The sequence below is a fragment of the Roseateles sp. P5_B10 genome (genome assembly GCF_056400485.1).
In genome coordinates this window covers 1-12,572 of the sequence record NZ_JBFULE010000098.1, presented here as the reverse complement: position 1 = coordinate 12,572, position 12,572 = coordinate 1, and the positions used below count along the sequence as shown (strand labels likewise).

15 protein-coding genes are annotated in these 12,572 nt (G+C 68.1%); 8 read left to right on the top strand and 7 right to left on the bottom strand.

Annotation, left to right across the window (positions count from 1 at the left end; translation table 11 throughout):
* The first annotated feature begins 76 nt into the window (after nucleotides 1–76).
* From AC1DU6_RS09320 to AC1DU6_RS09310, 3 genes are all read left to right on the top strand, one after another.
* On the top strand, nucleotides 77–3,070 hold the full coding sequence (locus tag AC1DU6_RS09320; protein WP_477856856.1) for a hypothetical protein: 2,994 nt from the start codon (nucleotides 77–79) through the stop codon (nucleotides 3,068–3,070).
* Between the two features lie 299 nt (nucleotides 3,071–3,369).
* On the top strand, nucleotides 3,370–4,260 hold the full coding sequence (locus AC1DU6_RS09315; protein ID WP_457320440.1) for an alpha/beta fold hydrolase: 891 nt from the start codon (nucleotides 3,370–3,372) through the stop codon (nucleotides 4,258–4,260).
* A gap of 89 nt (nucleotides 4,261–4,349) precedes the next feature.
* Nucleotides 4,350–5,402 carry a homocysteine S-methyltransferase family protein gene (locus tag AC1DU6_RS09310; protein WP_056192651.1) on the top strand — a complete coding sequence of 351 codons (1,053 nt, stop codon included), beginning with the start codon at nucleotides 4,350–4,352 and terminating at the stop codon, nucleotides 5,400–5,402.
* Between the two features lie 3 nt (nucleotides 5,403–5,405).
* Here AC1DU6_RS09310 and AC1DU6_RS09305 read toward each other — a convergent pair whose 3' ends face one another.
* The 3 genes from AC1DU6_RS09305 to AC1DU6_RS09295 are packed head-to-tail and all read right to left on the bottom strand — an operon-like array spanning nucleotide 5,406 to nucleotide 7,679.
* On the bottom strand, nucleotides 5,406–6,554 hold the full coding sequence (locus AC1DU6_RS09305; RefSeq protein WP_477856854.1) for a hypothetical protein: 1,149 nt from the start codon (nucleotides 6,552–6,554) through the stop codon (nucleotides 5,406–5,408).
* Between the two features lie 19 nt (nucleotides 6,555–6,573).
* Nucleotides 6,574–7,083 (bottom strand): hypothetical protein, encoded by a 510-nt coding sequence (locus AC1DU6_RS09300; protein ID WP_457320444.1) that lies wholly within the window; start codon nucleotides 7,081–7,083, stop codon nucleotides 6,574–6,576.
* A complete protein-coding gene (locus AC1DU6_RS09295; protein WP_457320445.1) occupies nucleotides 7,080–7,679 on the bottom strand; it encodes an RNA polymerase sigma factor in 600 nt (199 codons plus the stop codon). Before AC1DU6_RS09295 ends, AC1DU6_RS09300 begins: the two co-directional genes overlap by 4 nt.
* A 151-nt stretch (nucleotides 7,680–7,830) precedes the next feature.
* On the opposite strand from AC1DU6_RS09295, the gene AC1DU6_RS09290 reads away from it, so the two are divergent.
* From AC1DU6_RS09290 to AC1DU6_RS09275, 4 genes are all read left to right on the top strand, one after another.
* Nucleotides 7,831–8,244 (top strand): VOC family protein, encoded by a 414-nt coding sequence (locus AC1DU6_RS09290; protein ID WP_457320447.1) that lies wholly within the window; start codon nucleotides 7,831–7,833, stop codon nucleotides 8,242–8,244.
* On the top strand, nucleotides 8,241–8,702 hold the full coding sequence (locus tag AC1DU6_RS09285) for a hypothetical protein (protein WP_162247730.1): 462 nt from the start codon (nucleotides 8,241–8,243) through the stop codon (nucleotides 8,700–8,702). Before AC1DU6_RS09290 ends, AC1DU6_RS09285 begins: the two co-directional genes overlap by 4 nt.
* Nucleotides 8,703–8,728: 26 nt before the next feature.
* Entirely contained in the window at nucleotides 8,729–9,880 is a 1,152-nt protein-coding gene (locus tag AC1DU6_RS09280; protein WP_457320449.1) for a methionine aminotransferase, read from the top strand.
* Nucleotides 9,881–9,987: 107 nt separating this feature from the next.
* A complete protein-coding gene (locus tag AC1DU6_RS09275) occupies nucleotides 9,988–10,671 on the top strand; it encodes a methyl-accepting chemotaxis protein (RefSeq protein WP_477856851.1) in 684 nt (227 codons plus the stop codon).
* Between the two features lie 4 nt (nucleotides 10,672–10,675).
* Here the strand turns inward: AC1DU6_RS09275 and AC1DU6_RS09270 are convergent, their stop codons facing one another.
* Nucleotides 10,676–11,050: a MerR family transcriptional regulator gene (locus AC1DU6_RS09270; RefSeq protein ID WP_056192111.1), complete on the bottom strand. Its 375-nt coding sequence runs from the start codon at nucleotides 11,048–11,050 to the stop codon at nucleotides 10,676–10,678.
* A 76-nt stretch (nucleotides 11,051–11,126) separates the two neighbouring features.
* Here AC1DU6_RS09270 and AC1DU6_RS09265 point away from each other — a divergent pair, with 76 nt between their 5' ends.
* Complete coding sequence (locus AC1DU6_RS09265) at nucleotides 11,127–11,528, top strand: hypothetical protein (RefSeq protein WP_056192114.1); 402 nt, start codon at nucleotides 11,127–11,129, stop codon at nucleotides 11,526–11,528.
* Between the two features lies 1 nt (nucleotide 11,529).
* On the opposite strand, the gene AC1DU6_RS09260 is transcribed toward AC1DU6_RS09265, so the two are convergent.
* The 3 genes from AC1DU6_RS09260 to AC1DU6_RS09250 form a co-directional block, all read right to left on the bottom strand.
* Complete coding sequence (locus AC1DU6_RS09260; RefSeq protein ID WP_056192117.1) at nucleotides 11,530–11,937, bottom strand: type II toxin-antitoxin system VapC family toxin; 408 nt, start codon at nucleotides 11,935–11,937, stop codon at nucleotides 11,530–11,532.
* A gap of 6 nt (nucleotides 11,938–11,943) precedes the next feature.
* Entirely contained in the window at nucleotides 11,944–12,198 is a 255-nt protein-coding gene (locus AC1DU6_RS09255; protein ID WP_082532378.1) for an AbrB/MazE/SpoVT family DNA-binding domain-containing protein, read from the bottom strand.
* A gap of 147 nt (nucleotides 12,199–12,345) precedes the next feature.
* Nucleotides 12,346–12,572 (bottom strand): hypothetical protein (locus AC1DU6_RS09250; RefSeq protein ID WP_477856849.1); only part of this gene is annotated, 227 nt, incomplete at its 5' end.

Sequence of the window (12,572 nt, the reverse complement as noted above, 5' to 3'; positions counted from 1 at the left end):
TCCGGCTCCGCCCCCGGCTCCAGCTCCGGCCCCCGCACCTGTGGCCACTCCGACGCTCGGCCTGTTTACTGGCGCGATGCAGTTCAGCTTGGTCAGTACCAAGACGCAAGCCAAGGCGCCCTTCAGCCTGGGCTTCGCCTTCAAGCGCGGCGACATCCCGGCGGGCAGCACGGTGGGCTCTAGCCTGTCTGTGTTGCAGGTCACACCACGTACGACCTGGCCTGACGGCTCCCTGAAGTTCGCCCAGATCGYCGGCTTTGCCGACCTGACGGCCAACAGCTTGCTGACCGTGCGGCTGCGTCGCGTTGCAGCCAGCGCTGGCAGCGCTGCGCTGCTGACCGTTGCGGACCTGAAGAAAACTGGCATCACCGCCGAGGTTGGCGCCGGCAGCCTCGGCACGGCCAGCTTTGGCGYCGCCGACTGGGATGCGCCGCAGGCCACCTGGGTCAGTGGCGCGCAGATGTCGTCCTGGGTCTTCCGCAAGCCGGTGGGCAGTGACGCTCACCTGGTGGCCTGGTTGGAGGTGCGCCTGTTCGCCGGCGGCGCCGTCGAGGTGCTGCCCTGGATCGAGAACGGCTATCTGATGGTGGCGGGCCCGACCAGCAAGGCGGCGACCTACACCTTCAAGATCAATGGCACGCAGCGTTTCTCGGCCACCATCGACCTGTCCCACCATTGCCGCACGGCGTTGATCAACGGCACGGCCCTGTCCTACTGGCTGGGCACAGATCCCGATGTGACGCCGCGCCATGACCTGGCCTATCTGCAGGCCACCGAGCAGGTGCCGACCTACAGCGCCCGCGTGGACRCCAATGGCGCCGTCGCCCAGTGGCTGGTGACCAGCTACACGCCGCTGGACAAGGCCAACTTCACCTACGCAGGTGACTCCATGGCGGCCACCGGCTACCAGGAACCCATCGGCCTGCTGCCGATGCATGACGCGCTCTATCTGACCTGCGAAAGCAGCAACACCTATGCGGCCGTCGTGCGCAACGGCTTCGCCGCCGGTCGCTATCCGCTGTTCTACCGCGACGAGAAGACGCAGCGCCCGATCCGCTTTTCCCAGTACCCCAACCTGGTGTTGCACAAGGACAGCCGCGTCAGCGACCTCGGCAGTTCGACGCGCAGCCAGTTCACGCCCCAGCCCACCGGCACGCAGTCGCCGCGCTGGGACTGCGCCCACAGCCCCTCGGTGGGTTATATGGCCTATCTGGTCACGGGGCGCTGGTACTTCATGGAGCAGGTGCAGTTCGCCGCCACGCTGAACTACCTGAGCAAGGCCGACGAGCCCAATATGCGCCGTGGCTCGCAAGGCCTGGTGCAGTCCTGCTTCGGCGGCTGGCAGACCCGTTCCGCTGCGTGGCAGTGGCGCGCTCTGACTCAGGCGCTGAACGTGACGCCGGACGACGACACCACGCTGCGCCAGGAGTTCATCAACTGCGTGCAGTCCAACATCGAGAACTTCCACGCCGTCTACGTCGCCCAGCCCAACAACCCCTATGGCTGGATCCAGCCGGGCGAAGGCTACGAGAACACCATGCAGTTCGGTGCGGTCTGGCAGCAGGACTTCGTCACCGCCGCCTTCGGCTACTCGTTGTCCATGGGTCTGCCGGTACCGGCGGCCGTCGAAACCAAGCACGCGGCCTTCTTCCGCTGGAAGGCGCGCAGCGCCGTCATGCGCCTGGGGCCGGCCACCGGCTTCTGGTACGTGAACGCGGCCGTCTACACCATGAGCATTTCGCCTGTTGCGGTGCCCGACTTCCAGACCGGCAAGGGCCCCTGGCATCTCAACGATGCGGCTGTCTACCTGGCCAGCTACGCCAGCCAGCCGGCCTGGTTTGGCACCGTGGAAGGTAAGCTGGCGGGCGAGATCATGCCGGGTGATCGCGCGGCATGGGGCAACCTGACGACGGCCATGGCCTATGCAGTCAGGCATGGCGTCGACGGCGCCGCCACCGCCTACCAGCGCCTCATTTCGGCCAGCAACTATCCGGCGCTGCGAGATGCCTTCAACAGCGCGCCGGTCTGGTCGGTGGCGCCGGCGCGGGTCATTCCAAGCTGGCTGGCCAGCAAGCCCTTGAACACCTGGTTCGAGATCCCCGGCACGGCTGGCGCCGGCGGCGCGGCAGTCGATGCCTACAGCGGCATCGCCATCAACGACCGCACCAGCGAAATCATCATCGCGGCGGCCGGTGGCCATACCGATTCCTACGACAACCGCGTCGTCTCCATCAGCCTCGCGTCGGACGCGCCGACCTGGAAGGTGCGCCTGGCGGCCAGCAAGAGCTACGCGCAGAATGTTGCCCACTACACCGATGGCATGCCGTCGTCGCGCCATCTCTACAGCACGGCTCATTTCATTCCGCAGATCAACCGCCTGATGCTGTTCGGTGCGCGCGGTGTGTACGGTTCATCCTGGGACTTTGCCAAGGTCGACGCCTTCAACCTCGACACCAACACCTGGGACAAGGCCGGCACCTGGGCCGACATGCCCTCGGGCTATTACGGTGCTGCGCAGATCCGCGCGACCGGCGAGGTTGTCAGCACTGGCCTGAAAAAGTGGTCGCCCGTCGATAAGAAGTGGACGGACCTCGTCACCAACCCCGTGGGTGACGCGGTGCGCTGGCCCATCGCCTTCGATGCGCGACGCAACCAGATGTTCTGCCTGCAATGGGGCGACGGCCAGGGCTTCGACCCGCAGCGCATGGTGGCCAGCCGCGTTCCGCTGGGCAGCGGCCAGCAGATCGCCGTCACATTCAACGCCAGCAGCGCGCTGACGCAATGGCAGAACGAAAAGCCGAGCTATGCGGCGATGGACTATGACCCGGACAGTGACCGCTTCCTGTTCTACAGCGGCCAGGGCGAAGCGGCGGGCCGTGTCTACGTCGTCACGCCCAATGACAGCAATGTCTGGGACATGAGCCTGCTCAATGGTGGCAGCCAGAAGATCGCGCCCACCCCCGACAACGGCAGCGGCCTGCAGAACCGCATGCGCTACGTGCCGGCTCTGCGTGGCTTCGTGCTGCTGACGCGTGGCAGCGCCAACCTCTACTTCCTGCGCACGGCCTGACATGCAGCCCCTCGTCCGGCCGCACACCGCTGAACGCGGCGCGACCGACCGGTCTTGCAGACCGCGCTGCGGCAGTGCCGCAGCCCTTCGGCAGGCACATGGCGCCCACTGGGCGCCATGTGTCCGGCCTCAGCCCCCGGGGGGACGGCGATGCTTGCGGCATCGAACCGCAAGCACATCGTCAGCGCGGGCCGGCTCGGGAGCGGCCCAGCGCTCGGCCCGCAAGATGTTGACCCCGTCGGCTGCGGCACCGGCACTGCGCCGCGGACAACTGAAGGTGGCGGCAGAATCGGTCCACGATGTGGGCCGACTTCCAACCGCTAACCGTTCAGCGCGACGGCGTCACGCTGTTCGCCCGCCAGGGCGGCCCGTCGGATTCCGGCAGGCCGCCCTTGCTGCTTTTGCACGGCCACCCGCAGACCATGGCGATGTGGCACCGGGTTGCGCCCACCTTGGCGAAGACGCGCCGCGTCGTGCTGATGGACCTGCGCGGCTACGGCGACAGCGACCGCCCGCCGGCCGGCGAGGGCAGCGCGGCCTATGCCAAGCGAGAAATGGCGCGGGATGCCATCGCGCTGATGCAGTCCCTGGGCCATGAACGCTTTGCCGTGCTGGCCCACGACCGCGGCGCGCGCGTGGCGCACCGGCTGGCGCTGGACCACCCCCAGGCTGTGACAAGACTGATGCTGCTGGACATCGCGCCCACGCTGGCCATGTACGAGGGCACGACCGAGGCCTTTGCGCGTGCCTACTGGCACTGGTTCTTCCTGATCCAGCCGGCGCCGCTGCCGGAGCGCCTGATCGAGGCCGACCCGATCGCTTATCTGCGCGACGGCATGGGCCGGCGGGGCAGCGGCTTCTTCGACAAGCGGGCCTGGGCGGAATACGAGCGCTGTATGGTGCGCCCGGGTTCGGCCGCGGGCGTCTGCGCCGACTACCGTGCCAGCGCCGGCATTGATCTCGAACACGACCGCGCCGACCGTGCCGCGGGCCGGCGTGTGACCCCGCCGCTGCGCGTGCTGTGGGGCGCCAATGGCGTGGTGGGCCGTTGCTTTGATCCGCTCAAGGTCTGGCAGGCGGCGGCCGAGCATGTCAGCGGCCGCGCCGTCGACAGCGGCCACTACATCGCCGAGGAAGTGCCCGAGGTGGTGCTGGGCGAGGCGCAAGCCTTTTTCAACGACGAGCAGTGACGCAGAACATCGCCGTGATCGCTGGCGACGGCATCGGCCGAGAAGCCATGCCAGCGGTTCGCGCGTCCGGAGCCTGCGAAAATGGCGGCATGAAGTCCATTGCTTACACCCGCGCCCAGGGCCTGCCCGCCCTGCTCCAGCAACGCATCGCCGTGCTCGACGGYGCGATGGGCACCATGATCCAGCGCTACAAGCTGGTCGAGGCCGATTACCGCGGCGAGCGTTTCAAGGACCACCACAAGGACCTGAAGGGCAACAACGAGATGCTGATGTTCACGCGGCCCGACGTGCTCAGCGAGATCCACGAGCAGTACCTGGCCGCCGGCGCCGACCTGATCGAGACCAACACCTTCGGCGCGACCTCGGTCGCCCAGGAGGACTACGACCTCGCCGGCCTGGCTTACGAGATGAACGTCGAGGCCGCCAAGCTGGCCCGCGCGGCCTGCGACAAGTACTCGACGCCCGACAAGCCGCGCTATGTGGCAGGCGCCCTGGGCCCCACGCCCCGCACCGCGTCGATCAGCCCCGATGTCAACGACCCGGGCGCACGCAACGTCGACTTCGACACCCTGCGGGCCGCCTACTACGAGCAGGCCAAGGGGCTGCTGGAAGGCGGATGCGACCTCTTCCTGGTCGAGACCATCTTCGACACGCTCAATGCCAAGGCCGCCATCTTTGCGCTGGACGAGCTGATGGAAGACACCGGCGAGCGCCTGCCCGTCATCATCTCCGGCACGGTGACCGACGCCTCCGGCCGCATCCTGTCCGGCCAGACGGTGACCGCCTTCTGGCACTCGGTGCGCCACGCCCGGCCCATCGCCATCGGCCTGAATTGCGCCCTGGGTGCGACGCTGATGCGGCCCTACATCGAGGAGCTGTCCAAGGTGGCGGGCGACGTGGCGGTGAGCTGCTACCCCAACGCCGGCCTGCCCAACCCGATGAGCGACACCGGCTTCGACGAGACGCCGGACGTGACTGCGCGGCTCGTGGGCGAGTTCGCCAAGGCCGGCTTCCTGAATATCGCCGGCGGCTGCTGCGGCACGACGCCCGACCACATCGCGGCCATCGCCAAGGCCGTGTCGGCCTACAAGCCGCGCGTCAGCGGCGAGAAGTTCTTCAGCCAGATGCTGGCGGCGGCCTGAGCCTCAGGAGGCGCGGTTCGGCGCGCTTGCTAGCTTGGCGCTGCGCCGCGGGCTCTCGCTGAATTCCGCCGGCGGCTTCATCAGCGCCGGGTCGGGCTCACCCCGCTTGATCTTCTCCAGCCGGTAGTTCTGTTCGCCCACCCGCGGGTCGGCGTCGCGGCTCTGCACGGTCAGCATTAGCTCGGGGCTGCGCCAGACCTCGCGCGTGCTGACGATGGGCTTCTCGTTGCCGATCTTGCCGGCCTCGATGGTCCAGGTGGTGCGCTCGCCGGTGACCTTGAGACCGTCGATCTCCTTGGGCGCCAGTGCCGTCGTCGTGCCGCCTTCGCGCGGCAGCATGGGGCCAGGCAGCAGCAGCGGCATGGGCGGCACCGGCGGCGTTGGCACCATCAGCGGTGTGGGTGGGGCGGGCATGGCAGGCGGCGCGGGCATTTCGCTGGCGCGGATGACGCGCAGCTCACGGCGGCGCTCGACGGCGCTGGCACCCGGTGCGGGTGTTGTCATCAGCTCCTGCTCGATGACGATGCCCGGCTCACCGGCCATCGCCCGGGCGCGCACGCGCTCCGCATCCACGCTGCGCGCCCGCTCGGCGACCCGACCTCCCCATTCCTTCCAGCGCGCCGCCTGTTCCTTCATGCGCTCGCCCCAGTCCTGCATCGAAGCTTCCCAGGCGGCATGGGCCGCCGCGTCGGCGCCAGGCGCCCAGGCCGCGTTGCTGCGCAGTCGCTGCACGCGCTTCTGGTCGGGGTAGACGACCCAGCTCTCCTTGGACACCGGGTCGTTCAGGTAGATGACCTTGGGGCCGCCTTCGCGCTGCACCTCGCGGCGAGTGCGGCCCTCGCCGTCGCGGCAGAGCTGGCTTTGCTGCTTGCGCACGATGCGGTTGCCGTCACCCAGCGTCTGTACGTTCTCGTGCACGGCGGTGGCGCAGTAGGGCGCGCCCCTGACGACGTGCTCGCTCTCCAGCTCGCGGCCGGCGAAGCTCAAGGCCTGGTCGCCCAAAGCGATGCGCACGGGCATGTCAGACAGGGCGATCTGCACGCTGCGCTCGATATCCCRTTCGAAATCGCGCTCGATCAGGCGGTCGGCCTCCAGCGCGGTGGCCGAGGCCGCCAGGGCCAACAGTGCCAGGCCGGTGATGGGTTTCTTCATGTCGTTCTCCGTCGTCAAGTCAATTCAGGATGCGCACGGCCAGCACCTGGCCGCTCGGGTCCAGCATCAGTTCGGCGCGCACCGTTTCGTCGGCGCGTGCGGCGTCAAAGGGCAGGCCCAGCAACGCCAGGCGCTCGCGCGGTAGTTCGGTGGGCTGCAGCCACACGGCGGCGCTGCGTCCGGCCGTCAGCGCGGCCTGGAACTCGCGCTCGGACACCAGCGGGATGAAGCCGCTGCCGGCCGTGGCGGCCTGGGCGGTCTGGCTGCCCGGCGGGTCGAGCAAAAGCATGGCGCTCAACAGCACGGCGGCCGTGGCGCCGAGCGCGCCGCTGCCCCAGGCGAGGCGGCGCAGCCAGCGCGGCTCATGGGCTTCGGCCCTTTCAGCCGCCATGCGGCGCACGCGCAGCAGGTGCTGCTGCTCGGCCAAGCAGGCAAGTACGGCGGCGTCCTGTTCCGCGCCGGGTTGCAGCTTGGAAAAGTCCGCGCGGGCCGGCAGCAGCCAGGCTGGCGTGTCGTTGTCGATGCTCATGGTCGTTCTCCCACGGCCAGCAGGTCGGTCAGCCGCTGGCGGGCGCGGTGCAGGCGGGTGCGCAGCGCGTCGACGCTGACGCCGGCAATCGCCGCGGCGTCGTCGTAGCTGCGCTCCTGCAGGTCCACCAGCACGATGGCCTCGCGCTGCGGCCAGCTCAGCCGGCGGATGGCGGCCCAGAGGCCGTCCTGCTGCTGGTTTTGATTCAAACGCGTGTCGCTGCTCGGCATGAGCTCGGCGGTGTCGTCGGTGTCGAGCGAGTCGTCCAGCGGCACGTGGCGGCGTGCGTCGCGCCACTGGGTCAGCAATTGGTGCCTGGCCATGCCGGCGAGGTAGGCGCCGAGCGAGCCGCGGCCGGGCTGGTAAGCCTGCGGGCCGCGCAGCAGCTGGGCAAAAGCCTCCTGCACGGCGTCCAGTGCCGTCGCTTCGTCGCCGGCCAGGGCCAGTGCATAACGGTAGACCGAGCCGCTCTCGCGCCGGTAGAGCAGGGCCAGCGCATCGGCATCGCCATTGGCCACGCGGGCCATCAGGGCGGCCTCGTCCCCTGACGCCGAAGCGGCCGGCGCGACAAAGCCGAGGCGGGTCAGCCAGCTCATTCCGGGCAGCATGGTGTGAGGGCCTGCGGGGTTTGCATGCCTCTATTGAGCGTGGGCGGGCCCTTTCGTTACTCCGGACAAACCCGCCGTCACTTTCAGCACAGGCCCGGCGCGGCATGATGCTGCGCACCGAAAAAAGGAGAACGCCGCCATGTTGAAGCTGCAAGGCATTGACCACCTCGTGCTGCGTGTCATCGACCTGGACACGATGGTGCGCTTCTACGTCGACACGCTGGCCTGCTCGATCGAGCGCCGCCAGGACGAGATCGGCCTGGTGCAACTGCGCGCCGGCCACTCGCTGATCGACCTCGTGCCGGTGGACGGCAAGCTCGGCCGCATGGGTGGCGCAGCGCCCGGCGCCGAGGGTCGCAACATGGACCACTTCTGCCTGCGCGTCGAACCCTTCGACGCGGCAGCCATCCGTGCCCACCTGGCTTCTCACGGTGTCGAAGCCGGCAAGACCGAGAGCCGCTACGGCGCCGAAGGCGAGGGGCCGTCCATCTATCTGAGCGACCCCGAAGGCAATGTCGTCGAACTCAAGGGCCCGCCCGGGAGCATCACATGAGCATGAAACCACTGACCCGCGCCATCTTCTGGGGCGGCCTGCTGGCCGGCACCGGCGACCTGATCTTTGCGCTGAGCTACTACGGCATGAAGCTGCGCGTTTTCCAGGGCGTCGCCGCCGGCCTCATCGGCCGCGAGGCGGCCTTTGGCGGCGGGCCGGAGACCTTTGCGCTCGGCGTGGCGCTGCACTACGGCATCGCATGGATCTGGGCCGCCATCTTCTGCGTGGTGGCGCTGCGCCTGCCCGTCCTGCTGCGCAATGCGACCGCCGCCGGCCTGGCCTACGGCTTTGTCGTCTACTTCGGCATGAACAACGTCGTGCTGCCGCTGTCGGCCCTGCACACGCCGTTCTGGCCGCCCAAGCTGGATGCGGCGGCGATTGCGGCGCATTGCTTCGTGTTCGGGTTGCCCATCGCGCTGGCGGCGCGGCGTTGTCTGCTGGGCCCGCCAGTGCGTTGAAACCTGGCGCCGGCAGAATTGCCGCCATGCCCGTCCTGCCCACCAAGTTGCCGAACACCGGCACCACCATCTTCACCGTCATGTCGGCCCTGGCGGCCGAGCGTGACGCCGTCAACCTCGGCCAGGGCTTCCCGGACTTCGGCGCCGACCCGGCCCTGCTGAAGGCCGTCACGGATGCGATGGCCGCCGGCCACAACCAGTACCCGCCGATGACCGGCGTGCCGGCGCTGCGCCAGGCCGTGGCCGCCAAGCTGAATGCGCTCTACGGCTCGGCCTACGACGCGGACCGCGACATCACGATCACGGCTGGCGGCACGCAAGGCCTCATCACCGCGTTGCACAGCTGCGTTGGCGCAGGTGATGAGGTCATCATCATCGAGCCGGCCTACGACAGCTACGACCCGGCCATCCGCCTGGCCGGCGCGGTGCCCGTCGGCGTGCCGATGACTCTGGACTACCGCATCGACTGGACGGCGGTGCGCGCAGCCATCACGCCGCGCACGCGGGCGCTGGTGATCAACACACCGCACAACCCCAGTGGCCGCATCGCGACCGCCGAGGACCTGCGCGAGCTGGAGCGCATCGCCGAAGCGCACGACCTCTTCATCGTCAGCGACGAGGTCTACGAGCACATGGTGTTCGACGGTGCGCCGCATGAGAGCGTGGCGCGTTACCCGGGTCTGCGCGAGCGCAGCTTCCTCGTCAGCAGCTTTGGCAAGACTTTTCACGTAACGGGCTGGAAGGTCGGCTTCGTCGCCGCGCCGCCGGCGTTGAGTGCGGCCTTCCGGCGCCTGCACCAGTACACGGTGTTCACGGTCCACACGCCGACGCAGCACGCCATCGCGGCCTACCTCGCCAACCCGGCCCCCTGGCAAGGCCTGAGCGACTTCTATCAAGCCAAGCGCGATGGCTTCCGCGCCGCGTTGGAAGCCACGCCGCTGAAGCTGCTGCCCTGCGAGGGCACCTACTTCCAGACGGTGGACTACAGCGCGGTGTCGGATCGGCCCGAGCTGGACTTCGCCAAATGGCTGACCACCGAGGTCGGCGTCGCTGCCATCCCGCTGTCGGTCTTCTACCAGCAGCCGCAGGAGCGCGGGCATGTGCGGTTCTGCTTTGCGAAGCGGGACGAGACCTTGGCACTGGCGACGCAGCGTTTGCAGCGCGGCTTGCCCCGCTGAGGGGCGTCCGTCCCTGGCGCTGGCACGCTCCGTGCAAACCCGAGGTCACATGACCGGCACGCCCGCTGTACGAGGCGTCGGTCGAGAACCAGTTCACGGAGTCCTCCATGTTGCACCACACGCGTGCGCTTACCGATGCACCAAAGCGGGCGTCTGCTGCACCCAAGCAGACCGCGGGCGAGCTGTTCGGCAAGACCATCAACCTGTCGGGCCGCCGCCGCTTCACGTCGCAGCGCGTCGTGCTCTATGYGGTACTCGCCTCGCAGGGCCGCGACGGTGCACTGACCATTGCCCGCGACGCACTGACCACCTTCGGCGACGCACATGGGGCGCTGCTGCAGGGCGAGCTGTCACCCGACGCGCTGGGCGGCGAGCTGAAACAGGCCTATTTCGGCCCTGACCGCGCCAACGAGCGCATCGTCGGCTTCATCGAACTGGCCCGGCGCGCCATCGAGGCCATCTCGGCCAACGCACACAGCGCACCGGCCCTGCTTGAGGAACTCGTCGAGGCCGCGACGCCGTTGCTCGCCACGCTGAACCGGTTGACCCAGATCTACGAAGACCTCGCCCGCCAGCAGGCCGCCTCGGCCAAGAAACAGCTGACGGCCGTCATGGGCGACATCGAGCTCATCGCCAGGCATGCGCGCATCGTGTCCTTCAACGCCCAGGTCGTCGCGGCGCGGGCGGGCACCTCGGGCCGCGAGTTCGCGGTCGTGTCGGGAGAGTTCACGCAGATCACCGGCAAGCTCGACGGCCTGGTGCGCGAGGCCGTGAGAAGCGCGGTGGCTTGATCGGTCAGGCGGTAGGTCGCAGCGGGCAGCTCGCGCCTGTCTCGGGAGTCTCGGCCAACCGCATGGACAGCTCGGCCCTCAGCCCCTGCAACGCCGCAATGCGCGCGTCGATGTCTGCCAGTTTGCGCGCCAGCGCCGCCCGCAGCGCCGGGCCGGCCTCTTCACCCTGGGCGAGCAAGGGCATGTCGGCCGCGATCTCGGTCAGCGTGAAGCCCAGCTGCTGGGCCGTGCGCACATAGCCCAGCCATTGCACGGTCTCCTCGGGGTAGTCGCGGTAGCCGTTGTCAGCGCGGCGCGCCTGCAGCAGCCCGCGCTTCTCGTAGAAGCGCAGGCTGTCGCGGCTCAGGCCGGTCAGTGTGGAGAGGGTGCCGATGAGCATGGGGCATCCGAAATGGCTTGACCTTGGAGTGTGGTCCAAGGTCGAGCATGCGCACGTCCCTGTTTCGTGCCTCTCCATGCCTGCTTTCAGCAACTCCAGTTTCCTGCGCGTCGTCTGGTTCAGCGCACTCTACGACCTCATCGTCACCGCGCCCTTTGCGACGCCCTGGACCTTCGAGCTGAACCGGGCGCAGCTGAGCGCCATCAACCAAGCCCTGGGCGGCCAGCCGCTGCCGCCTTTCGACCCGATGCAGACGCTGTTCGCGGTGCTGATGGGCAGCGTCGTGATGGTCTGGGCGGTACTGCGGCTGCGCGGTCCGACGCAGCAGTTCGGCCGCTATGACGCGGCGGCGCGGGTACTGTTCGGCGTTTGGATGGGGTGGGCCTGGATGCAGTCGGGCGCGCCGGTGCTGCTGCTGTTCATCGTGCCGGAGATGGCCTGGGCGGTCGTGCAGGCATGGCGGGTACGGCGGGCCTGATTCAGGCCAGTTTCACAGGCACCGCAAGTGCCGCTTTCGCGGCTCGCCTGGCCAGGGCCTTGTCGAATGTCACGAAGCCCGTGCATCTTCCGCTGCGAGCAACGTGCAACGCGTCGGCGAAATCGAGTTTGTGCGACTCACAGGCCTCAAGCGCCGTGAGCATCTCGTCACGGCCTTCCAGATGCACGTTTGGCATGCCTGCGAGCGCGCGCAGCACGCGGATCACGTCGGCGCTCGAGAGTTCGTAGAACCCCCTCAGCACCCACTCGAATTCCAGCGCCACGGTGAGGCTGACAAACGCACGGCCCGCCATTGCCTGGATGGCGGCCGGGCGCTGTTTGCCGGCTTCTGGGTCGTCGGGATCGTTGACGAAGAAGCGGGCGAGTACGTTGGTGTCGACGGCCTTCATCGCGCTTCAGCGACGGGCCTTGGTCGTCAGCGAGGCTGGATCGAAGTCCGACAACTTGCGCGGCTTGCCCCGTGAAGGTGCTGTCACCATGCCGGCAAGATCGCCCGCGGCGGCCGTAGACACGGTGCGTTGAAGTCGCAGCCTCAGGCCGTCGGGCTCTTCGGTGATTTCTAGCCGGGCGCCCGGGTTAAGGCCGAGGCGCCGGCGAAGGGCGGCGGGGAGAACCACCTGGCCTTTGGCGGAGACGAGGACGGATGACATGGTGCGGCTCTTGGCAACGAGTGGGTGTAGCTTACCAAGTAAGGCGTTGTGAGGTTCATAGGATTCCCGTCGCGCCTGAGGCGGGGTAGGGCGCCCCGCGGATCACGAATTCGAAATCCGCGCGGGTCGCGACCCGCCCTACCGGGGCTATTTCTTGAAGAGGCTGGCGAACGCCTGATCCATCAGGCCAGGCATGTTTTTGCCAGTTTTCGGATCAATTCGGAGCGTGTCATCAGGGCAGTGGACCAACGAAGGCGCCGCGAGAAGCGTTCGAGACTGCTCAAACTGGCTGAACAAAAAAGTCCTGTAAGAGGCAATAACCTCCGAAGTCCTCAAGTCGATGACCTCGTGCGATGAAGAGCGCAGTCGTAGCT